This window comes from Pseudomonas sp. LFS044, from assembly GCF_047978245.1.
Taxonomy (GTDB): domain Bacteria; phylum Pseudomonadota; class Gammaproteobacteria; order Pseudomonadales; family Pseudomonadaceae; genus Aquipseudomonas.
Genome location: NZ_JBFPFX010000018.1, coordinates 61,053 through 83,324 on the forward strand (window position 1 = coordinate 61,053; position 22,272 = coordinate 83,324).

The 22,272-nt window shown below is 58.1% G+C and carries 23 protein-coding genes and 1 tRNA gene; 10 read left to right on the plus strand and 14 right to left on the minus strand.

Annotated elements, in window-relative coordinates; translation table 11 throughout:
* Window positions 1-223: 223 nt before the first annotated feature.
* Window positions 224-4,237 carry an NACHT domain-containing protein gene (locus ACNQPL_RS16615; protein WP_416467280.1) on the minus strand — a complete coding sequence of 1,338 codons (4,014 nt, stop codon included), beginning with the start codon at window positions 4,235-4,237 and terminating at the stop codon, window positions 224-226.
* Window positions 4,238-4,837: 600 nt separating this feature from the next.
* Window positions 4,838-5,248 (minus strand): hypothetical protein, encoded by a 411-nt coding sequence (locus ACNQPL_RS16620; RefSeq protein WP_416467281.1) that lies wholly within the window; start codon window positions 5,246-5,248, stop codon window positions 4,838-4,840.
* Window positions 5,249-5,504: 256 nt separating this feature from the next.
* On the opposite strand from ACNQPL_RS16620, the gene ACNQPL_RS16625 reads away from it, so the two are divergent.
* From ACNQPL_RS16625 to ACNQPL_RS16640, 4 genes are all read left to right on the plus strand, one after another.
* Window positions 5,505-5,777: a response regulator transcription factor gene (locus ACNQPL_RS16625; protein ID WP_416467308.1), complete on the plus strand. Its 273-nt coding sequence runs from the start codon at window positions 5,505-5,507 to the stop codon at window positions 5,775-5,777.
* A gap of 56 nt (window positions 5,778-5,833) precedes the next feature.
* Entirely contained in the window at window positions 5,834-5,992 is a 159-nt protein-coding gene (locus ACNQPL_RS16630) for a LuxR C-terminal-related transcriptional regulator (protein WP_416467309.1), read from the plus strand.
* Window positions 5,993-6,320: 328 nt separating this feature from the next.
* A complete protein-coding gene (locus ACNQPL_RS16635; RefSeq protein WP_416467282.1) occupies window positions 6,321-7,562 on the plus strand; it encodes a hypothetical protein in 1,242 nt (413 codons plus the stop codon).
* 275 nt (window positions 7,563-7,837) lie between these two features.
* On the plus strand, window positions 7,838-8,023 hold the full coding sequence (locus tag ACNQPL_RS16640; RefSeq protein WP_416467283.1) for a hypothetical protein: 186 nt from the start codon (window positions 7,838-7,840) through the stop codon (window positions 8,021-8,023).
* A gap of 94 nt (window positions 8,024-8,117) precedes the next feature.
* On the opposite strand, the gene trbK is transcribed toward ACNQPL_RS16640, so the two are convergent.
* Complete coding sequence (gene trbK, locus ACNQPL_RS16645) at window positions 8,118-8,363, minus strand: entry exclusion lipoprotein TrbK (protein WP_416467284.1); 246 nt, start codon at window positions 8,361-8,363, stop codon at window positions 8,118-8,120.
* Window positions 8,364-8,881: 518 nt separating this feature from the next.
* Between trbK and ACNQPL_RS16650 the strand changes: the two genes are divergently transcribed.
* Window positions 8,882-9,124, plus strand: coding sequence for a hypothetical protein (locus ACNQPL_RS16650; RefSeq protein ID WP_346612882.1), 243 nt, complete (start codon window positions 8,882-8,884; stop codon window positions 9,122-9,124).
* A gap of 135 nt (window positions 9,125-9,259) precedes the next feature.
* Complete coding sequence (locus ACNQPL_RS16655; RefSeq protein ID WP_416467285.1) at window positions 9,260-9,529, plus strand: DUF3077 domain-containing protein; 270 nt, start codon at window positions 9,260-9,262, stop codon at window positions 9,527-9,529.
* A gap of 81 nt (window positions 9,530-9,610) precedes the next feature.
* On the opposite strand, the gene ACNQPL_RS16660 is transcribed toward ACNQPL_RS16655, so the two are convergent.
* The 7 genes from ACNQPL_RS16660 to ACNQPL_RS16690 form a co-directional block, all read right to left on the minus strand.
* Window positions 9,611-9,686 (minus strand) — tRNA-Gly (locus ACNQPL_RS16660).
* 63 nt (window positions 9,687-9,749) lie between these two features.
* Window positions 9,750-10,310, minus strand: a complete 561-nt coding sequence (gene pgsA / locus ACNQPL_RS16665; protein ID WP_346612880.1) for a CDP-diacylglycerol--glycerol-3-phosphate 3-phosphatidyltransferase — start codon at window positions 10,308-10,310, stop codon at window positions 9,750-9,752.
* Window positions 10,311-10,343: 33 nt separating this feature from the next.
* Window positions 10,344-12,167 (minus strand): excinuclease ABC subunit UvrC, encoded by a 1,824-nt coding sequence (gene uvrC / locus ACNQPL_RS16670; protein WP_346612879.1) that lies wholly within the window; start codon window positions 12,165-12,167, stop codon window positions 10,344-10,346.
* A gap of 6 nt (window positions 12,168-12,173) precedes the next feature.
* A complete protein-coding gene (uvrY, locus tag ACNQPL_RS16675; RefSeq protein WP_346612878.1) occupies window positions 12,174-12,812 on the minus strand; it encodes a UvrY/SirA/GacA family response regulator transcription factor in 639 nt (212 codons plus the stop codon).
* A 63-nt stretch (window positions 12,813-12,875) separates the two neighbouring features.
* Window positions 12,876-13,265: a helix-turn-helix domain-containing protein gene (locus ACNQPL_RS16680; protein WP_346612877.1), complete on the minus strand. Its 390-nt coding sequence runs from the start codon at window positions 13,263-13,265 to the stop codon at window positions 12,876-12,878.
* A gap of 120 nt (window positions 13,266-13,385) precedes the next feature.
* Window positions 13,386-13,835, minus strand: a complete 450-nt coding sequence (locus ACNQPL_RS16685; protein ID WP_416467286.1) for a GNAT family N-acetyltransferase — start codon at window positions 13,833-13,835, stop codon at window positions 13,386-13,388.
* Window positions 13,825-14,211, minus strand: coding sequence for a DUF488 domain-containing protein (locus ACNQPL_RS16690; RefSeq protein WP_346612875.1), 387 nt, complete (start codon window positions 14,209-14,211; stop codon window positions 13,825-13,827). The genes ACNQPL_RS16685 and ACNQPL_RS16690 overlap by 11 nt, the downstream gene beginning before the upstream one ends.
* 128 nt (window positions 14,212-14,339) lie before the next feature.
* Between ACNQPL_RS16690 and ACNQPL_RS16695 the strand changes: the two genes are divergently transcribed.
* The gene (locus ACNQPL_RS16695; protein WP_416467287.1) at window positions 14,340-15,956 is read left to right on the plus strand and encodes an inorganic phosphate transporter; all 1,617 of its coding nucleotides are present in this window, start codon (window positions 14,340-14,342) and stop codon (window positions 15,954-15,956) included.
* Window positions 15,957-16,070: 114 nt separating this feature from the next.
* On the opposite strand, the gene ACNQPL_RS16700 is transcribed toward ACNQPL_RS16695, so the two are convergent.
* From ACNQPL_RS16700 to ACNQPL_RS16710, 3 genes are all read right to left on the minus strand, one after another.
* Window positions 16,071-16,766 carry a glutathione S-transferase N-terminal domain-containing protein gene (locus tag ACNQPL_RS16700; protein ID WP_346612873.1) on the minus strand — a complete coding sequence of 232 codons (696 nt, stop codon included), beginning with the start codon at window positions 16,764-16,766 and terminating at the stop codon, window positions 16,071-16,073.
* Between the two features lie 74 nt (window positions 16,767-16,840).
* A complete protein-coding gene (locus tag ACNQPL_RS16705) occupies window positions 16,841-17,341 on the minus strand; it encodes a PaaI family thioesterase (protein ID WP_346612872.1) in 501 nt (166 codons plus the stop codon).
* A gap of 103 nt (window positions 17,342-17,444) precedes the next feature.
* Window positions 17,445-18,827, minus strand: coding sequence for an amino acid permease (locus ACNQPL_RS16710; RefSeq protein ID WP_416467288.1), 1,383 nt, complete (start codon window positions 18,825-18,827; stop codon window positions 17,445-17,447).
* A 253-nt stretch (window positions 18,828-19,080) separates the two neighbouring features.
* Here ACNQPL_RS16710 and ACNQPL_RS16715 point away from each other — a divergent pair, with 253 nt between their 5' ends.
* Both ACNQPL_RS16715 and ACNQPL_RS16720 read left to right on the plus strand, forming a co-directional pair.
* Window positions 19,081-19,977: a LysR substrate-binding domain-containing protein gene (locus ACNQPL_RS16715; RefSeq protein WP_416467289.1), complete on the plus strand. Its 897-nt coding sequence runs from the start codon at window positions 19,081-19,083 to the stop codon at window positions 19,975-19,977.
* Window positions 19,978-20,082: 105 nt separating this feature from the next.
* Window positions 20,083-21,327 carry an aspartate aminotransferase family protein gene (locus tag ACNQPL_RS16720; protein WP_416467290.1) on the plus strand — a complete coding sequence of 415 codons (1,245 nt, stop codon included), beginning with the start codon at window positions 20,083-20,085 and terminating at the stop codon, window positions 21,325-21,327.
* 3 nt (window positions 21,328-21,330) lie between these two features.
* On the opposite strand, the gene ACNQPL_RS16725 is transcribed toward ACNQPL_RS16720, so the two are convergent.
* Window positions 21,331-21,633, minus strand: coding sequence for a hypothetical protein (locus ACNQPL_RS16725; RefSeq protein ID WP_346613193.1), 303 nt, complete (start codon window positions 21,631-21,633; stop codon window positions 21,331-21,333).
* 169 nt (window positions 21,634-21,802) lie between these two features.
* Between ACNQPL_RS16725 and ACNQPL_RS16730 the strand changes: the two genes are divergently transcribed.
* The gene (locus ACNQPL_RS16730; protein WP_416467291.1) at window positions 21,803-22,228 is read left to right on the plus strand and encodes a hypothetical protein; all 426 of its coding nucleotides are present in this window, start codon (window positions 21,803-21,805) and stop codon (window positions 22,226-22,228) included.
* Window positions 22,229-22,272: the final 44 nt, after the last annotated feature.

Sequence of the window (22,272 nt, forward strand, 5' to 3'; positions counted from 1 at the left end):
GATTCTGACTTTGGCTCACGCACTCACCGAGGCTTCTAAACGGACGTCTTGGCTTCCACGAGTGGCACAATGTGAAGGACCGCTAACGACCCATTGCTGCCCTCCACAATCGGCTGGAGTCGGCGAGAAGCGGTCATTCCGCCTGCGTACAAAACTAGAAGGATTCGGACTGCAATATATGGCCTCTTCTAGGCTTGATGCGCTTATTCGGTACGATCCTTCCTTAGGGTTTAGAAACGTCCAGAACAAACACATCGATTAGCCCAGCTAGCTCTGGTGGCATCGTTTTCTCGATGCTGCTTTTCAGTTCCTGAGAGGTGTGGATATTTCGGTTTTTAATTCCTGCGACGTTCACATCTCGGCCAAACCAGATCACAAGATAAATGCCTTGGTGTTCAGCATCGGGATGGATCGAGTAGCGCGCATATAGTTGCGCCGCCGCCGCAGTATATAACTCTCTATGCCACTGACCCTTTACCTCAGTCACAAGCAGCCGTCTTGTACCGCCAATCAATTTTGTCGCAGTGAAATCGCTGCGGTTAGCACTTTTTAGCTGGTGCTCCGTCGTAATTGTGATGCCTTGAGGCTTGAGTATTAGACTGAGACGTTCAGCAATGATCTCGGTAGCTCGCACTTCGTTCAAGTGCTTATCATTGTCGTAAAAGCGATCCGCAGAGTTAAATTCACCACCATTTATTGCTTTCTGGAAATCTTGAAGCTCTTGGAGGACGACTTGGCGCAAACCCTCAACATTCACCACCATGTCGCGATCCAGTCGATCGACGATTTCCTGTGGCGTTGGCGGTTCGAAAGACCTCAGTGCAATCTGACTGATTTTACGAGCACGTATGCTCCTAAGATCGTTGTACATGTCTGCGAAATTCGGATCGGCAAGGAGACGATCAATGACACGGACGGCGTCATCGGAGACGTCTAAATCTAATAACCAAACAATTTCTTTCAAAAAGCGGTACGCATTTTCTTCATCGGGGCTTCCCGTACCCCAATGGCTCGGGAGGTCTACCTTTGGCCACTTGTCAATGAAGGCCTCTAGAACCGCCACCACTTTACTTAATGTGAGCTTGGGCCAATGGGAGTGCTCGCCATAGTTAAATCGTCCTGAGCGCTCACTAAGCCAAAATAAGTTATTCTTTTCGGTTTTTAGCCAGTTCCAATATGTTTCAGGCGCGTCTTCTAAAAAATAGAAAGCGCGCACTAACCAGAAAATGCGCCTATTTTCCAGGTCTTCATCGCCGGTCGGACTAGGCCACGCGGACATAAAAGCAGAACAACGTTCTGCGATGATTTTTTGAAGAGCATCGCGATCACCGAACTCGGCCGCAATTTCAAAGAGCGTATCAAGCGGCCCGAGCGCCAGATCAGAAAATCGGTCAAGCCATTCTATTGAGATTGCTGCCCGTAGTTGGCTGAAGACCTCATCACCGCGTAACAACCAAATTTCGGGGTGTTGACAGCCCTTTTGTGCGAGCTGGGGCTCGACATATTGCCGGAGAAAGGTTTCGGCACTTGCCGTACCTGCGAAAATCAATCGGTTGACTTCATCTTTCAGCGCATCACGTTCTTCATCCGACACTGCACCGTAGCCCATGTCGAGATTAGTTCGTAGCGCATTCAGTAACGGCAGATCGACATCTTCTAGGTTTCCGTCGCTGCGCATGATTTCCAAGCAAGCTGCAAAAAGAACAGGCTCAGTTTGCGCGCCCTGCGATGCACACTGTAATTGTGCAAGCCTGAGCAGATTAGGTACATTGGGAGCAATGAAATCCAGGCAGTTTCTGAGAGCTTTACGAACGAGCACTTCATCACCGAATTCATGCTCAATTTGATCGGGCGCATTAAGTACGAGATCAGCAAAGCGCGCAAGGCAATTCCAATGCCGACCACTTTCAATAAGCTCTCGATTGTCCCGCAAATATTGGATGTTCAACTTATTGATGTCGCTTTGTTCCCGGTGGCGGCGTCTCATTATCCGCCTGTGGGTAGACATGCTTTTTTGTTGGGATTGTGCAAGTTGCGAGATTGCTCTGTTGAACTTTGCCCACTCGCGCATTAAAGAAGGCTTATCCAATGCCTGTTCACGCATGTGTCGTCGCAATTTGTTTGGACCCCGCAGTGCCTGGCTTTGATTGAAGCTATGCATTGCGATGTAGCTCGCCCACAGGGCTGGGTTATCAATTTCAAATGCCAGGTCGACTATAAATTTGTAATCATCGGATTGAAAGCGAAGGCCGGAGTGAGCGTGAACATCAAATTTCTGTATTTTGGTCTCGAAAATATCCTCGCTATTGGTAAGTGGGCCAAGTGCTTGCACCATAATTTCTCGGCGCAATCCATGATCATTTTGAAGCACTTGAACTGACTTGCTCTGATCTGTTGATTTTTGCTCATGAAAAATCAGATTTTCGATCCAATGCCAAACCTTTTTAGCGGCAAAAGGAGGCATTGCCAGGTCAAAATATCGATCCAGCATTAGCCCTACAATTTTGCTGATTCCAATTCGACAGTCGCATTCATAATGTTTTTTCTTGCATGTGCAACCAAGATCTTTGGTTAAGTCATCAAGTAGCCACTCGATTGACATTAAATCAAGTCCGCCAACGAAGCGCCTTATGAAGTAACGAGTGCTGAGTGAGGACTTGTAAGATACTTGATGACGGGGATAAAGGCTTGAGCAGACTCGAAAAAAGCTGGCGAGGTAATCTAAACCTAAAGCTTCTACGCCGATAGTCGTTAGGATGGTTACCGCAATTTTCAGAGAAGTATGACTGGCCTCAGAGACTAGGACTGCTAAATCGGCGCGATGGTCATGGCCGGACAGGTCGAGCAGACATCTGCTAGCCAACAAGCGAGTGTGTTCGCTCTCGCTTGAGTCGAACACTAGTTGACGCAGCTCTTGCGTCAGATGCGCAATCGCTGGTGACCCCGTCAACAGTTCAAGAATTAAATCACGCAAATGCCCATCACTGCCGCTCGCTAGCAGGGGTTTAATCTCTGTCATAACCTCTTGGGTGAAGAAGCCTGAAGCACTGAACCGGCGCCAAGCATCTCCTCGGCGGAAATATGGGTCCTTCGTTTCGACGTCTTTCAGGCCCTGTATAAGTAGACGTTTTGAGGAGTGCTCAAGTTGAGAGGGATCACCGTTCGCAAGTACCGCATAGGGATCAAGCTCAATAGCAGTCTCTTGAATGGATCTGTTGCCTAGCGCCGCGAGCCAACCCAGTAATCCCCGGAGTTCATCTCGAACTGCATTGTTCGGGGCGATGATAGGTAGGCATTTATGTAATGTCAGAGGGTCAACTGGATCAGCGATCCGCTTTGCAAGGTAGTCTGCCGCACAGTATTCAGCAACGATCTTGTGGACGGGTCGATGCTGATCTGCACTATCGCCAGGTTTGAAAAGCCGAGTTGCCAAGATGCCTTCAGCAGCTGTGTGCTTGTCAAAAAGTGATGCCAGCAGTGGATAGATTCGATCTGCGGTTAACTCGCTCGTCCCTATGCCTTCTGCTCCGGACAGCAAAAGCTTGGCGAACACTTCGGACGACAGAGCAACCCTTTGCTTGATGGATAGCGTTTGCGCTACATTGACGTTAGCTTCCTTCGCCAGCCGCTCGACCGCCTGTGAAAATATATTTCGCTTATCTGTAAAGTGTCTGCCGCTTTCAATATAGGCATCTGCAAACATCTTGAGAAATTGGGGGTTAGGGAGTAACGCTCTTAAGTCGAATCGAGCTACTTCTGCTTGGAACTTTGAAAATTCCTCACCCCGGACATGATGATGAAAAATTTCTCGCTGCTCCCCCTCTTCAAACTCGCAAAGCCAAACCACCAGCGGTGAGCATCCTAGATAGTCTTCGAATGCATTGGTGGCAGCAGTACCCCACTCGCTGGATCGGCTCGAAATAATGACGTGCGTTGGCTTAGCTTTTCTGGCGTTAGCTAGAAGGCTGTGAATGCCCGTTTGATCGAGTTTGGCCAACTCATCAAACGCATCGATCACGAGTGGGGAATTCTCGGTATCGGCCCCCAAGTGTTTGAACTTATTTGCGGTAACGGTTGAGGTTCCTAGCTGTCGCGCTAGGCTTCCCATAAATTCAGTTTTTCCGCCTCCGGGTTCTGCTAGGACAACAACGTAATTCGAAGCGGCAAGCAACGCTTCTTCAGTGTAAATTCTTTCTTTACTGAAGAGGCTGCGCGGAAGGTAGAAAGTTGAATTCATAGGATAAATTCTGCGTTTTTGAATGCACCTTATTTACGGTGCTACGTCAGCTCAGTCAGGTCAGTTTCACTGACTGTTCCTGCTGATGATGGTACGCCATTTTACCCTCAATTGGGCTTGTAAAAAACTTGACGCTCAGTTTTTTCGGTACGGTGCCAATCTCAGCAAAAGCTAGCTGTCTGATCATCGGTGCGTGATGCTGTGTTTAGACTCTACATCGCCTCCAAGTTGGTAGATACATCTGAGTGACCGCTTATGGCCGTCAGCTGCCCTCCGTGAACGGCAGCTATGGGTCGAAAGCGGACGGTCTCCATTGGCCTATTTCGCCCATGGCGGACATCCGAAGGCCGGGGCCGCTTCGCGGCCCATCGCCGGCAAGCCCGGCTCCCACAGGTACTGCGCAGGCCCGGAGACTGGTTATATGTCTGTGGGAGCCGGCTTGCCGGCGATGAGGCCGGTACTGACTACACAGTGTTGGGGCGGTGTCCGCCATGGGTCGAAAAAACAGCCATTCACAATGGGCCGCTTTCGACCCAAAGCTGCCGTTGAGCCCTAACACAATCTATTGTGGGAGCGTAGCTCTTCTACGGTGACTTGATGCTACTTGAGCAAATCAAAAATTACGCGCTTCACACCGATGATCGATGCAATAAAAGCCGCACCCAGGACAGGTACCAATGCAGACATTACAGTCGCCAGCGCTGACAGCTCGAAATCTCCCGACCGAAGTCCCAGCAACTCAATACCTTTGATCGAGCCGAACACCAGGAGAAAGCAGGGAACAAGGTATACAAGATAATAGACCTGGCTTTCAGTACCCAGCAAACCCATGTGCCCTGCAACAGTGATCATCAAGCACATGACCGAGACCACCGCCAAGATTTCGTTAGCGCTGGTAAACAGCTGCCAGATATCAAAAAACAGAAAAAAAACGGATAATACACCTAAGGAGAATTTAAAAACCCCAAAGTGATCGTATATTTCAGCTACAAAAACCCAGACGCTTTTCATACCAAGCTCCAAAATGGCCTACACCCCTTATCGGCAAAAAACTCCAAAGCCTTAGCTGGGACATCCATAGCCTGGAGGACAAACAGCCAAGCAGAACTTGGTCCATACTATAGGACTAGCTCTTCACCTCTCGCCGGCTTGCCTGGCCCTGCACAGTGAGTGTCATCAGCAGCGTGCCGCACGCTGCGGTACAGCAGTTCGGCATTTCTAAAATGTAGAATCAAGAAGGATCCCACAGCCAGCAGGAGCCCACGCTATCGAACAGGAAAAGGAATCACCCGTTCAGGGACAGAACCTCAGTACTCGCGAGCTAGACGTACTCTCCTGCATGTTACAAGCCATGGGCTGCAAACAGACCGCCCGGCGGCTTGGCATTGGCGAGCACACCGTTCGTAAACACCGGGGAAGCCTGCTGCGCAAGTTCGGCGCGCGAAATGCCGCGCAATTAGTTGCGCTCGCCCTGGCGGAAAAATCTGAGATGGCGACTGCGGCATCGGACTACGCACGCTGGCGCTGGCCACTCGGCTAACGAGCCGCGAGTTCACAGTCGCCCGCCTGGTCGCGCGAGGGTCGAGCAGCAAGCAAATCGCTCGCGAGTTGGGCATCAGCGACCTGACGGTTCGCAAACATCGAGAAAATGTGTACCGGAAGCTGGAGCTGTGCGACGCGGCCCAGCTGGCGATCTGCTGGCCGTCATTTGCACAAAGCCTTGAGAGCACTGCGGCTGACAACGCTGCTGATTGAAAAAGCCACACAGTCAATACGCTATCGGTGCCGTTGCCGGCGCGACGCCAGCTGTTCGATTCTTCATTTGCCTGCTCGCAACGTCCCGGTTATGGACTGAGCCAAATGGCAGGCTTACCCAAAACGAAGTATTGATCTACAAGGAGTGTTCATCATGTCTCGTACCCTCTACGTACCTGGTACCTGGATTGGCAACTGGCCTGGCGTACGCGTGTAGCAACGCAACCATGGCCAATATGCAGACATTACCGCCAACTGGAATTGGTCGACCCAATACCACGAGCACTATGAAGTTCTGGCCCTGCAAAATGGCGCGTGGTGGGTACCGGTGTCGACCACCCCGCCACACTTCTGGGGCGGTTCAACACCGGTCATTGGCACTCAGCCTCCTGGTGTGCAGCCAGTCGATCCCAACCATGTCGAATTCCGCCCCATTGGTACCTACATCTGGATACCAAACGGCAGCATTCCCGGGTACCTTGTGCCTGGCGTGACCACAAACACGGTAATCTGTCATGCGCCAACCGCCTATCCGCCTGCCCATGCGGGCGCAGCGTTGACGCTAGAGCAAGCTCAGTTGGCCAACCCGCACGAGTTGCTGGACTCCGTACTGGCGCTGTCGGACGATGACCAGTCGGCCTTCCAGGATTCGGACGGCCTGATCTCGTTCGTTAACCTGTCCAGCTCGTTCGTGACTTCAAACCCGGAGTTCACCACCGGCCGCGGGGTATGCGACAAAGTTTCCAACTTCTTCGCCACGCTGCGTATCAAAGTGTTCCAGTTCCTGAAGGCGAACCCAAGCAAGGTATTACCTGGGGACATCGCACCGACTTCTCAGTGGTCGGCATCTGTGACGCACTACATGCAGTTCTTGCTGGCACAAGCTGGCGGTTTGACTAACTATCGCGTCACAACTGAAACCTACTCCGTGACGCAGGTAATCACCGAGTTCAACACTGCCTTTCTGAAACTTGTGTTTGACGCGGTAGTCGTGCCAGAAGCAGTAATCGCAGATGTGACAGCATTCATCCAGGGCGTCGGCAATAGCCTTCGTGCCAGCTGGGATGACCGCGAACGCAACTACGAGACCGCCATTCTCGCGCAGTGCCATGAAGCGGTGCCAACCGACAGTTCCGGCAATACTACGGTCTATTTCCCTAAGATCAAGTACTATTACCTGTCCGTCGATTCGTCTCAGCAGGCGTTCACGTCCCCCTGCAGTTCAGTGGAGAAGATCACCTTCAACTTCAAGTATGAGTACTACGTTACCGGGCTAAAGGCATCTATCCTCGACCCGAATTCCGAGGACTATGCCAATTTTGTAGCCTTCCTCGACAAGGCCCAAGGCATCTCGTATCAGCAAGCGAACAACAACCTGAATGCGGTGCTGGAGGGCACCACCTCACCGGGCTCATCGTCGGCGCCAGCGGCAGATGTTCAACTCGAGGCCGGGCAAATGCTTGGCGTCAACCTGGTAGAGTACCCGCGCACCGTCGGCAAGCCGCCTCGTACCATCGAGACCTTGCTGAACACCCGCCAGACTGTGAAGCCAGCTTACGCTAAGGCGTGATTGAGAGGGCCGGCTGCTGAAGCTATTGGCAACAGTGGCTGGCCCTGCACACCGCATTAATACAGCAGAGACACAGACTCTGCGGGAGCTTGGCGCTGATACTGATTGATGGCTTGTGTTTAGGCTCAACGGCAGCTTTGGGTCGGAAGCTGCCCTTCGCGAGTGATCGCTTTCGACCCATTGCGGACGTTCGCGTCTGAAGCGTGAGAGCAGTTGGCCTTTGTGAAGCACCTCAGATCTGCTATAACGCCCTGCCGCCTCAAAGGATTGAAATCATGAAGTTAACTGCTTTTTTGCTTATCTCTACCGCAATTCTATCAAGTTCCGCCTTCGCCGCCGACGATCTGGACTACTCCGTTTCAGAAGAACATTGCACGCCTGAGTATTGGGAGAAGCTCCCGGATGACAGTAAGACAGATGCTTTGATCGACAAGTGTGAGGATTTGGAGCCGTCCGAATAGGCGCGCCAGCGAATAGCGCCACTCAACAGTAGGAACAAGTAGAGGAGCCATCAGGCTCCTCTTTTAGTGGGCTGGTTTCGACGTGATTAATGCTTCAATACTTGCCCTCGGGGCTTTTCTCAAATTTCCACTCAGTCATCTTTTTTGCGGCCAGGAAGCTCTTGCAATTTGCAGTGAACTCGTTCCGGTTCGATTCTTTTGACAAACCAGCCAGGTTTTTTTCATACATCCCAGGAGCGCAGTTGTCTGCCGTTGGCCCAGGTATTTTTTCTTCTGTGCAACCTGCCAAGGTCACAGCCAGTCCAAGAGCTGCTACGAGCTTAGCCGATTTGATATCCATTGTTCGATCCCTGTAAATCATATCCCGTGTGAAAACGAGCCCTCTGAGCCCGGTGAAATCATACGGACGGACGCCTGCAAGGGCCACTATAGGCGTTGGTTTTTTCATCCGCCCGCGTCAGCTATGGGTCGATTGCTGCCTCTCGCCAACGGTAGTCATGGATCGAAAGCGGTCGATCATGATGCCTGCGTACTGGGAAACAAGAACACCCAATCCGAGTAAAAAATCAGATTTGCCTTCTTCCTTGTAGTCCGTTTCCCAAAGATACTCCCGCCACCTTTTTTCCGTTGCGGTCGCTCTGACAGCGCTCTAGTCTCGGCAGGTCGCTGTCTTCAGCGATCGGCTTTGACAGGCCGCGACGGTATTATGCAAACGGCTTGCCTTCAATGGCGGCTGTACGTGCGGGCACGCTTGCGTGCGCCGGAACTTTGCATAGTCCGCCGGTCTGTCAACCCACGTACAGCTGCCACCCTTCTGTTTGACAGCAACAAGGGGGCGCACCTTGGAAGGACTATGTAATGCTTAAGATCGTCCCCGATCCACCCCACAACCACCACTCCCTCGAAGACACCATCATCCAAGCTACGGAGTACGCTCTGTGCGCACAAATGGTGGCGCAGCAGGCTGTTTCGATGCAGCCCAAGTCGCCCGCGTCGGTTCTGATGATGGCCACGATGCATGAGCTTGAATCGCTGCGTGTGCTGCTTGAGTCGGCTTTGATTCAGATGCAGATGCCAGCGGCGCCGCGCACCCAGCACTAAGCCGTTAATTGTGTATTGCCTGGGCTGGCGCTATCGCCGGCAAGCCGGCTCCCGCAGTGACAGCGGCGCGGTAGTGTGAGGTGCTTACCCGCGAAGATGCCCGCCCAGGATCCAGGACTCCAGGGAGATCAAGAAATGCCTACAGATGAGATCAATATTAAAACCACGGTCGGCAAGACCAAGTTCTATCAAGGCGAGAAAAAGACACGACCGTTGTTCTGCATCGAGCCTGGCATCCCATGCCAGGATGCTCGCGAGCAAGCGTCGGAACTGATGGGATGCGTGCGGGACCTGACCATCGCGGGCCTGATGGACGATAACCCCCAGTTGATCTGGGCCTCACATTATCTGAGCGCGTTGGCCAAGGCGCTGATGGATGATGCAGAGTTGGGCATGATGCATTGAATTGACTGCCAAATCGCAGGCATAAAAAAGAGGCCTTAGGCCTCTTTATTGTGATCCCAGCGACGCACTGAGGATCGAATTTGGAGCGGGAAACGAGACTCGAACTCGCGACCCCGACCTTGGCAAGGTCGTGCTCTACCAACTGAGCTATTCCCGCGTCGTGATGGGTGCCATTCTAGCAACATCTAAAACGGCGTCAACCCCTTGATTCAAAAAAGTTTTATTTTTGCTCAGAACCTTCGCGCAGGTGCGGCCAGGCCGCCAGCAGGTAGTGCACCATCGACCACAGCGTCAGCGCGGCAGCCACCAGCAGCAGGCCGTAACCGAGAATGACCCAGAACGTCACCGCCGGTGGGTTGGCCAGCAGGATCACCAGCGCCAGCATCTGCGCTGCGGTTTTCCATTTGCCCAGGTTGGACACCGCGACGTGCGCCCTCGCCCCCAGCTCGGCCATCCATTCGCGCAACGCCGACACGACGATTTCACGGCCAATGATCACGGCGGCCGGCAGGGTCAGCCAGAAGTTGGCGTGTACCTGCACCAGCAGCACCAGCGCCACGGCGACCATCAGCTTGTCGGCCACAGGGTCGAGGAAGGCACCGAACGGCGTGCTCTGCTGCAGGCGACGCGCCAAGTAGCCGTCCAGCCAGTCGGTGGCGGCGGCGATGGCGAACACCGTGCTGGCGGCCATGTAGCTCCAGTGATAGGGCACATAGAACAGCAGGATGAAGATCGGGATGAGCAGGACGCGTAGAACGGTGAGCAGGTTTGGAATATTCATCGGTACGACTGGCTGCGGGTTGAGCCCGGCATTCTACTCGCTATGCAGGCTGGCATAAATCGACTCGGCAAGCTTTTTACTGATGCCGGGGGCTTTGGCGATCTCATCGATACTGGCGCGGTTGAGCTCTTGCAGGCCACCGAAATGTTTCAGCAGGTCGCGGCGACGCTTGGGCCCTACCCCGGCAACGTCTTCCAGGCTGGACACGCGCCGGGCCTTGCCACGGCGGGCGCGGTGGCCGGTGATGGCAAAACGGTGGGCTTCGTCGCGGATCTGCTGGATCAGGTGCAGCGCCGGGTTGTCGCCCTTGAGGGTGAACTCGTGGGCCACATCGTTGAGGTACAGGGTTTCGAAACCGGCCTTGCGGGTAACGCCCTTGGCCACGCCGAGCAGGGTCAGGTCGGTGAAGGCCAGCTCCTGCATCACTTCGCGGGCCATGTTCAACTGGCCTTTGCCGCCGTCCACCAGCAGTACATCGGGCAACTTGCCCTCACCGTCCTTGATGCGCCCATAACGGCGCATCAAGGCCTGGCGCATGGCGGCATAGTCGTCGCCAGCGGTCACACCTTCGATGTTGAAGCGGCGGTAGTCGGACTTCAGCGGGCCTTCCGGGCCGAACACCACGCAACTGGCCACCGTGGCTTCGCCGCTGGAATGGCTGATGTCGTAGCATTCAAGACGCTGTGGCACTTCATCCAGGCCCAGCACCTCGGCCAGGGCCTCGAAGCGCGCAGCCATGTGCTGGCGGTTGGCCAGTCGGGCATTGAGCGCTTGCTCGGCGTTGGTGACCGCCAGTTGCTGCCAGCGGGCGCGCGTGCCGCGCACCCGGTGGCTGATGGTCAGCTCGCGGCCGCGCAGGGTCTGCAGCGCCTCGCTGATGGCGGCGAAGTCCTCGTGCACCACGTTGACGATCAACTCGCCCGGCAATTCCCGCTCGGCGTTGCCCAGGTAGTACTGGGACAGGAAGGCCGCCATGACTTCGGCCACCTCCTCCTCGATGCCCACCTGGGGGAAGAAGTTCTTGCTACCCAGCACGCGCCCGCCGCGCACGCTGATCAAGTGCACGCAGGCACCACCTGGGTTGACGAAGGCGGCAACCACATCGACATCGCCAGAGCCGCCTTCCATGTATTGCTGGTCCTGCACCCGGCGCAACAGGGCGATCTGGTCGCGCAGTTCGGCCGCTTTCTCGAAGTTCAAGGCCATGGCGGCCTTTTCCATCTCGGCGTTGAGCTCGTTGCCCAGCTGCTGGCTGCGGCCTTCGAGGAACATCACCGAGTGGCGCACGTCCTCGGCGTACTCTTCGGCGGCGACCAGGTCGACGCACGGCCCCTTGCAGCGTTTGATCTGGTACTGCAGGCAGGGCCGGGTGCGGTTGGCGTAATAGCTGTCCTCGCACTGGCGCACCGAGAAGGCCTTCTGCAGAAGGCTGAGGCTCTCGCGGATGGCGCCGGCGCTGGGGTATGGCCCAAAGTATCGGCCCTTGGCTTTTTTTGCACCGCGGTGAATGCCCAAACGTGGGAATTGGCCGTCAGACAGGAATACATACGGGTAGGATTTGTCGTCGCGCAACAGAATGTTGTACGGCGGCCGCCACTCTTTGATGAGGTTCTGCTCAAGCAGTAGCGCTTCGGTTTCGTTAGCCGTGATGGTGGTTTCGACCTGGGCGATACGCGCCACCAGCGCGGCGGTTTTCGGCGCCAGGCCGGCCTTGCGAAAATAGCTGGCCAGACGCTTCTTGAGGTTCTTGGCCTTGCCCACATAGAGCAGCCGAGCCTCGGCGTCGAACATCCGGTAAACGCCCGGGCGACCGCTGCAGGTCGCCAGGAATGCGCTGGCATCAAAGATTTGAGACATGAGGTTTTACAGGCTTGCGTCGACCATACCGTGGCGAACGGCCAGCAAGGTCAGTTCGACGTCGCTGGTGACCGAGAGTTTTTCGAAGATCCGATACCGGTAAGTATTGACGGTCTTGGGAGACAGGCACAACTTGTCGGAGATGATCTGCACTTTCTGGCAACCGACAATCATCAGGGCAATCTGGATTTCCCGCTCCGACAGCGCGTCGAAGGGCGAGCCCTGCGGCTGGAACGACTTGAGCGCCAGCTGCTGGGCGATCTGCGGGCTGATATAGCGCTGCCCGGCAAACGCCAGGCGAATGGCTTGGACCATTTCGTCCAGGCCCGCGCCCTTGGTCAGGTAACCGGCCGCACCGGCCTGCATGAGGCGCGTGGGGAACGGGTCTTCTTCGCACACGGTGACCGCAACCACCTTGGTATCGGGGTGGCTGCGCAACAGTTTGCGGGTGGCCTCCAGGCCGCCGATCCCAGGCATCTTGACGTCCATCAGCACGACATCCGGCTTGAGCTCTCGGGCCTGTTTGAGCGCCGACTCGCCCGAATCCGCCTCACCCACCACCTGCAAGCCGTCGATGTCGGCCAACATGCGTGTAATACCGGTTCGTACCAGATCGTGGTCATCGACCACTAGGACCCTAATCAAGCAGACACCTCGTCAACAGGGCGATTGGATCCCGCCACCTTAACAAAATTTTTCAAGGTGGACCTAGCGTAAAACTTCCGACAGAAACGTCTGACGTTCCAAGCGCTGAGGCCGCGACACCTCACGGCTACCCCCCTCGCCCACCAGGCGCCCCAGCAAATGCCACAAAGCAGCCTGATCGGCCACCGGCAAGCGCCGAAAAGCGCCCAGCAGACCGGCTTCCTCCGCCGACAGGCTTTCCAGCGGCGCAGGCGTACGCATACCGCTGAGCACATACAGCGCATCCACGCCCTTGCCCGCAAGGGCCGCCAGGTAATCAAGCCGTGGGGTGCGCTCACCACTTTCGTACTTGCCTTGGGCATTGGGTTCGACGCCGCCGATATCACCGAATACCCGCTGGGTCATGCCCAGGCGTTCACGCTCTTCCCTAAGACGCGGACCGAGTCCATTCATATGACGTTTCTCCTTGTTTCCTGATCGTCACCGGATAACGCTCACGACCCTGTGAGCACTTGCAGACTGCACAGTCACTATGCCCATCGCGGGGTTTCGTCGCAAGCCAGCATCGCGCCCTCAAGCCGCGACTCCCGGCCACCCGGTCTGGCGCTGCATGCGCACAAAACACGCGTCATCGCCCATTTCCATAAAACCGTGGCGAAGGTACAGCCGCCGTGCGGGGTTGCTCTTGAACACCATCAAGCGCAACAGCGGCAGGCGCCGTTGCGCGGCCCAGGTGGCCAGCACTTCCAATACCTGGCCGCCGACACCGTGCCCGCGGTGCTCGGGCAACAGGTGCAGCTCACGAATGAACAACGCCTGGCGGTCCTGGCTGAGGCTGCAGAAACCCAGCACGCTTTCGCCGTCGACCACCAGCCACTGCTCGCGCCAGCCCCAGGCCTGATCGAATGCTTCTTCGATCCACAACAGGTCGAACTCCCGGTAGTACGGCAGCATCGCCCGGCGAGTGAGGTCACGGGCGAAGGTGCGGTGGTGGTCGGTGGCCGGGATGAGATCAATGGGCATAGCACACCGGCGAACTGCCAGGCCCGCGCCGCTCAAGCTCATCTTCAAGCCAGGCGGCCAATACCTGGGCATTGTTGTGCTCGATGTCCTTGCTGGCATACAGCAATGTGAGGTCTCCCTGGGCTGCCAGGTCCAATAATGAATACCAGTGCTCGGGATGCGCCGCGAGCTCCTGCTGGTAGCGTTGGGCGAAGCCGATGTAATCCACCTCGCCCTGGTGAAACGCCTTGCGCAAGGCGTTCGAAGGCGCGACCTCGCGCAACCACTGCCCGTGCAGATCTTCCTTGCGTTTATTGCGCGGCCACAGGCGGTCCACCAGCACACGCTGGCCATCGCACTGGTCGACCGCGTCGTAGACACGCTTGCAGCGAATCATCGGTTGCTCCTGCCTTTACCACTCGTCTTGAGCCTAGGTAATCCATTGACCGAGGTCACGTCCCAGTAACGATTTGTTTCTATGCTGACAGCCTTCGGCACCTTCGCCCGACGCCAATCGGAGCCCCCATGGCAACCCCGTCACTGGCCAGCCAGCCGCAACTGGCCCAACGCGATGCCCGCCCGCAGCTCTCACACAAACCCGGGCGTGCCACCCTCTTTCTGTTCTTCAGCCTGCTCATGGCCGGCATCGCCTACACCGCCTGGAGCCTGAAGCAGGATGTCAGCGCCAGCGGCACCGTGATCACCACAGTCACGCCGTTTCTGCTGCTGGGCCTGGCCTTGCTGATTGCCTTGGGCTTCGAGTTCGTCAATGGCTTCCACGATACCGCCAACGCCGTGGCCACGGTGATCTACACCCACTCGTTGCCAGCACCGGTGGCCGTGGTCTGGTCCGGGCTGTGCAATTTTCTGGGGGTGTTGTTTTCCAGTGGCGCGGTGGCGTTCGGCATCATTGCCTTGCTGCCGGTGGAGCTGATCCTGCAAGTGGGCTCCACGGCCGGCTTTGCCATGGTTTTTGCCCTGCTGCTTGCTGCAATCATCTGGAACCTGGGCACCTGGTGGCTGGGCTTGCCAGCGTCTTCCTCACACACCCTGATCGGCTCGATCATCGGGGTTGGCGTGGCCAATGCACTGATGCATGGGCGTGACGGTACCAGCGGGGTGGACTGGGGCCAGGCCAGCAAGGTCGGCTACGCCCTGCTGTTCTCGCCGCTGATCGGCTTTGCCTGTGCAGCCTTGCTGCTGCTCGCCCTGCGTGCACTGGTCAAACGCAAAGAGCTGTACCAGGCACCGCAAGGCCAGACACCCCCGCCGTGGTGGATCCGTGCCGTGCTGATCCTGACCTGCACCGGCGTGTCGTTCGCCCATGGTTCCAACGATGGGCAGAAAGGCATGGGCCTGATCATGCTGATCCTGGTCGGTACGCTGCCCATGGCCTACGCGTTGAACAAGACCATGCCCAGTGAGCAGGCGCTGCAGTTCTCTGCCGTGGCCGAGGTCACCCGCCAGGCACTGGTACGCAGCGACCCGCAACCATTACCGGCAGACCCTCGCCAGGTGCTTACCCTGTTTATCACCGAGCCCAAGGCCAACCCACAACTGGTGCCAGCCCTTGCAGCGCTCACCGGCATGATCGGTGAAGAGGTCAAGGGCTATGGCTCGCTCAAGCGCGTACCGGCCGAAGCCATGGCCAACGTGCGCAACGACATGTACCTGACCAGCGAAGCCATTCGCCTGATCGAGAAGCACCAGCTGGTGGCGTTCGACGCTGACACCCGCAGCCATGTGCAGCTGTTCAAGACCCAGCTGGACGACGCCACGCGCTACATTCCGCTATGGGTCAAGGTGGCTGTGGCGATTGCCCTGGGCCTGGGGACCATGGTCGGCTGGCGGCGCATCGTGGTGACGGTGGGCGAGAAGATCGGCAAGACCCACCTGAGCTATGCCCAGGGTGCGTCGGCTGAAGTGGTTGCGATGTGCACCATTGGTGCAGCAGACATGTTCGGGCTGCCGGTGTCGACCACCCATGTGCTGAGCTCAGGGGTGGCCGGGACCATGGTTGCCAACGGTTCGGGGGTGCAGACGCGTACGTTGATCAACTTGCTGATGGCGTGGGTGCTGACCTTGCCGGCGGCGATGCTGCTGGCGGGTAGCCTGTACTGGCTTCTGAACCAGATTTTCTGATCAGGTCAGCCCCTATCGCCGGCAAGCCGGCCCCACTGGTGTGACGCAGTATTCGAGGGCTGCGCTGGACCTGCAGGAGCCGGCTTGCCGGCGATAGGGCCCGACCTGCGAGCCTCAGCCCGGGATTTTCAGGCCACGCTGAACGGCCGGCCGCTCCAGGAATGTGGCCAGCACGCGCTGCACTTCCTTGAACTCATCGAACCCCACCAGCTCACGGGCGTTGTAGCGTTCGACCAGGTTGCGCACCCAAGGGAAGATGGCAATGTCGGCAATGCTGTACTCGTCGACCACCCACTGCCGGCCTTGCAGATGCCGGTCGAGCACGCCAAGCAGGCGCTTCGATTCGTTGACGTAGCGATCCCGCGGGCGCTTGTCTTCGTATTCCTTGCCAGCAAAGAAGTGGAAGAAGCCCACCTGGCCGAACATCGGCCCGATGCCGCCCATCTGGAACATCAGCCACTGAAGGGTCTGGTAGCGGGTAGCCGGGTCCTGGCTTAGCAGTTGCCCGGTCTTTTCCGCCAGGTATTGCAGGATCGCGCCGGACTCGAACAACGGCAGCGGTTTGCCACCCGGGCCATCGGGGTCGAGGATCGCCGGGATCTTGTTGTTGGCGCTGAGCGAGATGAACTCGGGGCTCATCTGGTCATCGTTGTCGAAGCTGACCTTGTGCGGCTCGTAGGGCAGGCCGATCTCCTCCAGCATGATCGAAACCTTGACGCCGTTGGGCGTGGGCAGCGAGTAGAGCTGAAGGCGCTCGGGGTGTTGCGCGGGCCATTTGCGGGTGACGGGGAATGCGCTGAGATCGGTCATGGTCAACCTGTGCCGGATGGATGGAACTGTCACTGTAGTGGACATCCCCGGCGGCTGACCATCACCTGCCTTCATCAGCCCGGTTGGCCATGCGCCTTGAGCTTGAGCTTCTCGGTGTCCACACGAACGAATACGGAATCGGCGCTGACAGTCAGCACATCCCCCGCCCATACTTCGCACACCACCCGTGTCTTGCGCCCGACTTCGCCTTCCACTCGCGCCTTGAGCAGAAGCTCGACGCCCATGGGGGTGGGCTTGAGGTAATTCAGGCCAAGGCTGCCAGTGACGCAATCAATGCGCGGCAGGCTGCCTGCTTCGCGACCTTCGGCCCGGTAGTGATAGGCCATGGCAGTCCAGTTGGAGTGGCAGTCGACCAGCATCGCCAGCAGCCCGCCGTAAACCAGGCCGGGCCAGCCGGTGAACGTGCCATCAGGCGTGTGCCGGCACAGCAGGTGAATACCATCGGCGTCCCAATGGCTTTGCACATGTAGCCCGCTAGGGTGGGCACAACCGCAGCCGTAACAAATACCATCAGGTGCGGCCAAGGCCTGCAGAGACAGAGCTTGTTCGTTCATACGCTTCCTGTGCTTGTTGGAATGGGAAGGAATGCAAGCTGTGATGGTAGCGCCGCTTCTTGTCAGCGCCAATGACAAAGGGGCGCCAGGCGCCCCTCGTGGTTCACGCCGTCTGCGCAACCACCCTGCCGCGCCGCTGGGTGAACGAAACCAGCAGGATGAACAAGGTCACGCCGGCCGTCATCAGCGTTTCATAACGGTAGGCATCGCTGAACAGCATATAGCCCAGGACCATCACGATGGTGCCGATCACCAGCCAGGTCAGCCAGGGGAACAGCCACATCTTCAGCTCCAGCGGCCGCCCTTCGCGATCGGCACGGGCACGCATGCGCAGCTGCGATACCGCGATCACCAGGTACACCAGCAAGGCGATTGCGCCGGTGGTCGACAGCAGGAAGCCGAACACCTTGCCGGGGAACACGTAGTTGACGAAGCAACCCGCAAAGCCTGCCAGGGTCGAGAGAATGACTGCCACGGTGGGCACACCGGCGCCGGAAATGCGTTTGGTCATGCTCAGCGCCTGGCCACGCGCGCCCAGCGAATACAGCATGCGCGAGGCGGTATAGAGGCCGGAGTTCATGCAACTGGTGACCGCTACCAGCACCACCAGGTCGACCAGCAGCTTGGCGCCGGGCACGTTGAGCACCTCCAGCACACGCTGGAACGAACCCACCGCCTTCAGCCCTGGGTCGTTCCAGGCTACCAGCGATACCACCAGGAAGATCGACGCCAGGTAGAAGATCGCAATGCGGTACACCACCAGGTTGGTAGCACGGCGGATCTTGTCTTTCGGGTTGGCCGTCTCATCAGCGGCGATGGTGACGATTTCGGCGCCGAAGAACGAGAAAATGGTGATCAGCACACCGCCCAGCACCGTGCCGAAACCATTGGGCATGAAGCCGCCGTTATCCCACAGCCGGCTGACCCCGGAAACCTCGGCCAGCGGCCAGAAGCCGAACACGGCCAGGCTGCAGACCGCGATGAAGGCGACGATCGCGATGACCTTGACCAGGGCAAACCAGTACTCGAACGCACCGAAGTTCTTCACGCTGATCAGGTTGGTGCACGACAGCAACAGCATGATCAGAAAGGCGAACAGCCAGGACGGTACGCCCGGGAAATACGCGTGCAGGATGTCGGCACCGGCAATGGCTTCGACCGGAATGATCAGCACCCAGAACCACCAGTACAGCCAGCCGATGGTGAAGCCGGCCCAAGGGCCGATGGCCTCGGAGGCGTAAGTCGAGAACGAACCGCTGTTGGGGTTGGCGATGGCCATTTCGCCGAGCATGCGCATCACCAGCAGCACCAGCAGGCCGGTCATGGCATAGGAGATGAGAATGGCCGGGCCGGCCGTGGCAATGGCGTTGGAGGAACCGATGAACAGGCCGGCGCCGATGATGCCGGCGATGGAGATCATGGACACCTGACGGGACGTCAGGCCGTGCTGCAGGGAACGCTGTTTGTTGTTTTCTAGCGAAGCCATGGAGAACCCTCGAATGGGTCGGCCGCCGCGCGGACGGCTGAAAGTTGGAGCAGAATTCTGGTAGGTCGTATTGCTCTTTTTTCTTGTTGTGAAGTCCCCGGCGGTGCACTTGCCTCCTCTTCGCAGTACCGGTTGTAATCGTTGACTCAGGTCAGTATTAATCTATAGGGCGAGGTCAACAAACGACCTTTTCGAAGCACATGATTCCGATATGGAATGAACTTCTTCCTTTTTTGCTCGGTACGCGCCTGCCATGTCCAAACGCCTGATGCCCTCGACCACCGCCCTGCAGTGCTTCGAAGCCGCCGCCCGGCACCTGAGCTTCACCCGTGCCGCCCAAGAGCTGCACCTGACCCAGAGCGCCGTCAGCAAGCAGGTCGCGCAACTTGAGGAAATGCTCTCGCACTCGCTGTTCCAGCGCATTCGCCGGCGCCTGCACCTGACCCCGGCCGGCGCGCTGTACCTCACCGAGGTAAACAAGATCCTCACTCAGATCGACATCTCCAGCCGCTACATCCTCAGCTACGGCGACGAGACCGAAGTGCTGCGCATTGCCACTCAGCCGACCTTCGGTGCCCGCTGGCTGGTACCCAGGCTCAAGGGCTTTGGCGACCGCTACCCGCGCATTCACCTGGACATCCGCAACGAGCTGGAGCCCTTCGACCTGGTGCAGGCCAAGGCCGACATCGCCTTCTTTTTCGGCCAGGGCACCTGGCCTGGGGCAACCTGCATCGAGCTGTTCAGTGAGGAGGTGGTGCCGGTGTGCGCCCCGCAGCTGCTGGCCAAGCACAGCTTCGGCAGTGCCGGGGCGCTTACCGAGCACCGCCTGCTGCAGTGCGCGTCGCGGCCGGAGGCCTGGCACGAATGGTTTCTGGGCCTGGGGCTGCACAGCCAGAACAGCTACCACGGCCCGCGGTTCGACACGTTTTACCTGTGTATTCGCGCAGCCATCGCCGGTTGCGGTATCGCCTTGATTCCGCGCTACCTGGTGGCCGAGGAGTTGAGCGAAGGCAAGCTGGTGGTGGCCTGGGACCACCCGGTGGCTAGCAACGGGCGGCACTTCATCGCCCATGCCGAGCACGCGGCCGAAGTGCCGAAGATCAGGGCCTTCGTGCAGTGGATCCGCGAGCGGGTGGCGGAGGGGGATTGACCAAGTTCACGAATCGAGGGAATGATCGCAATCGAATAATTCGTTTGCGGAATAACATGTCGGCGCGCTTCGATATTAAGAAACTCGAACAAGGTCCGCGTGCCCATGAATCTGGAAAGTATCAGCCAATCCATTGCCGTCGTTCACCCGATTACACTTTCCCATGGCCGTAATGCCGAAGTTTGGGATACCGATGGCAAACGTTATATCGACTTTGTCGGCGGTATCGGTGTGCTCAACCTGGGCCACTGCAACCCGGCCGTGGTCGAGGCGATCCAGGCTCAAGCCACCCGCCTGACCCACTACGCGTTCAACGCCGCGCCCCATGGCCCATACCTGGAACTGATGGAACGCTTGAGCGAGTTCGTCCCGGTCAGCTACCCGCTGGCCGGCATGCTCACCAACAGCGGTGCGGAAGCGGCGGAAAACGCGCTGAAAGTTGCCCGCGGCGCCACTGGCAAACGGGCGATCATCGCCTTCGACGGTGGCTTCCATGGCCGCACCCTGGCAACCCTGAACCTGAACGGCAAGGTCGCCCCGTACAAGCAACGGGTGGGTGAACTGCCGGGGCCTGTGTACCACCTGCCCTACCCCAGCGCCGATACCGGCGTGACCTGCGAACAGGCGCTCAAGGCCATGGACCGCCTGTTCAGCGTCGAGCTGGCAGTCGAGGACGTGGCGGCGTTCATTTTGGAACCCGTGCAGGGCGAAGGCGGCTTCCTCGCCCTCGACCCAGCCTTCGCCCAGGCCCTGCGCCGCTTCTGCGACGAGCGTGGGATCCTGATCATCATCGATGAAATCCAGTCCGGCTTCGGCCGCACGGGCCAGCGTTTCGCCTTCCCACGGCTGGGCATCGAGCCGGACCTGCTGCTGCTGGCAAAAAGTATTGCCGGCGGCATGCCGCTGGGTGCAGTGGTCGGGCGCAAGGCACTGATGGCGGCGCTGCCCAAGGGCGGCCTGGGTGGCACCTATTCGGGCAACCCGATCGCCTGTGCAGCAGCGTTGGCGAGCCTGGCGCAGATGACCGATGAAAACGTCGCCACCTGGGGCGAACGCCAGGAGCAGGCGATCATCAGCCGTGTTGAACGCTGGCAAGGCCAATACCCGTTCATCGGCCGCCTGACCGGCGTGGGTGCGATGCGCGGGGTCGAGTTCGTCAATGCCGATGGCAGCCCGGCGCCAGCTCGCCTGGCCAAGGTCATGGACGCGGCGCGGGGCAAAGGTTTGCTGTTGATGCCCAGCGGCAAGGCGCGGCACATCATCCGCCTGCTCGCACCGCTGACCATCGAGGCCGAGGTGCTCGAAGAAGGGTTGGATATCTTCGAGCAGTGCCTGGCCGAGTTGAACTGAGGCTTACAGGCCCAGTTCCTCAGGGGTGAGCATGTCCGACTCGAAGGCGATCCAGCCGCCTTCGAGTTCGGCGTGGCCGTTGACGATCGGGCCGTAGTAGGTCAGGCCGTTCTCCAGGGTCACGCAAATGTGCGTGGCCGATTTCTCGGGGGCCGCGAGCGTACCGACGAAATGCACCTTCTTCAGGGTTTCGGTCACCGCTTCCAGGCCCACGCGCATCTTGGGGTTTTCCGAGGCCTCGGTGTCACCGCCTCGGTCTTCGGCGCTGATGGTCACGGTGGCGGTGTACGGGTACTTGTTGCTCAAGCGGGTTACCTCGGTGTTGAAGGGTTTGTTCTGCGGGCGCGTAGAGTACGGCAGCGGCCAGCACTTGTCTCTATTGGCCTTATGGGCGGCACGCCACAACACATGGCCTCCCCCGCCCCGATCTGTTAGGGTGCCCGCCGATGCACGCCACACCACACGAGGACACCGAGTGAGCGCCGAAGAACCCCTGATCGCCGACCTGTTCGAGGTCGATAAACGCCTGACCCTCAAGCCCGTCGTGGACTTCAACAGCTACCTGCGCAATGCCTTCGGCGAAGGCCCGTGCCGTTGCCACCGCTGCACCGAAGGCAGCGACCAGAGTGCCTATAGTCATGCGCACAACTTCACGTTCGAAGGGCGCCAATGGCACCGCCGCTTCGCCAGCACTGCCGGCAGCGATGTCGCCCAGGTGCTGAAAAAGGCCTGGTTGTCCTACACCAAAGCCGACCTGAACCTGATGGGTGCGCTGGACCTGAGCACACTCAAGACCTTCACCGATGCCACCCTTCACGAGCGCCTGCTGGCCCTGCTGCCGGCCAGCGGCCTGGCCCGCGAAGTGGACGGCCAGTGGTTGCTGCAAGCCCAGGCCGACTGACGGCTCGGCGGTAAAGCAGGATTCTCCCGCTCTGCTACCGTGGG

Coding starts and splice junctions, on each gene's coding strand:
- ACNQPL_RS16655 (WP_416467285.1), top strand. CDS start 9,260: ATGCCTACAGATGAGATCAATATTAAAACCACGGTCGGCAAGACCAAG.
- uvrC (WP_346612879.1), bottom strand. CDS start 12,167: ATGTCTCAAATCTTTGATGCCAGCGCATTCCTGGCGACCTGCAGCGGT.
- ACNQPL_RS16685 (WP_416467286.1), bottom strand. CDS start 13,835: ATGCCCATTGATCTCATCCCGGCCACCGACCACCACCGCACCTTCGCC.
- ACNQPL_RS16720 (WP_416467290.1), top strand. CDS start 20,083: ATGAATCTGGAAAGTATCAGCCAATCCATTGCCGTCGTTCACCCGATT.
- pgsA (WP_346612880.1), bottom strand. CDS start 10,310: ATGAATATTCCAAACCTGCTCACCGTTCTACGCGTCCTGCTCATCCCG.
- ACNQPL_RS16695 (WP_416467287.1), top strand. CDS start 14,340: ATGGCAACCCCGTCACTGGCCAGCCAGCCGCAACTGGCCCAACGCGAT.
- ACNQPL_RS16705 (WP_346612872.1), bottom strand. CDS start 17,341: ATGAACGAACAAGCTCTGTCTCTGCAGGCCTTGGCCGCACCTGATGGT.
- trbK (WP_416467284.1), bottom strand. CDS start 8,363: ATGGATATCAAATCGGCTAAGCTCGTAGCAGCTCTTGGACTGGCTGTG.
- ACNQPL_RS16620 (WP_416467281.1), bottom strand. CDS start 5,248: ATGAAAAGCGTCTGGGTTTTTGTAGCTGAAATATACGATCACTTTGGG.
- ACNQPL_RS16700 (WP_346612873.1), bottom strand. CDS start 16,766: ATGACCGATCTCAGCGCATTCCCCGTCACCCGCAAATGGCCCGCGCAA.
- ACNQPL_RS16615 (WP_416467280.1), bottom strand. CDS start 4,237: ATGAATTCAACTTTCTACCTTCCGCGCAGCCTCTTCAGTAAAGAAAGA.
- ACNQPL_RS16680 (WP_346612877.1), bottom strand. CDS start 13,265: ATGAATGGACTCGGTCCGCGTCTTAGGGAAGAGCGTGAACGCCTGGGC.
- ACNQPL_RS16690 (WP_346612875.1), bottom strand. CDS start 14,211: ATGATTCGCTGCAAGCGTGTCTACGACGCGGTCGACCAGTGCGATGGC.
- ACNQPL_RS16710 (WP_416467288.1), bottom strand. CDS start 18,827: ATGGCTTCGCTAGAAAACAACAAACAGCGTTCCCTGCAGCACGGCCTG.
- ACNQPL_RS16715 (WP_416467289.1), top strand. CDS start 19,081: ATGTCCAAACGCCTGATGCCCTCGACCACCGCCCTGCAGTGCTTCGAA.
- ACNQPL_RS16640 (WP_416467283.1), top strand. CDS start 7,838: ATGAAGTTAACTGCTTTTTTGCTTATCTCTACCGCAATTCTATCAAGT.
- ACNQPL_RS16650 (WP_346612882.1), top strand. CDS start 8,882: ATGCTTAAGATCGTCCCCGATCCACCCCACAACCACCACTCCCTCGAA.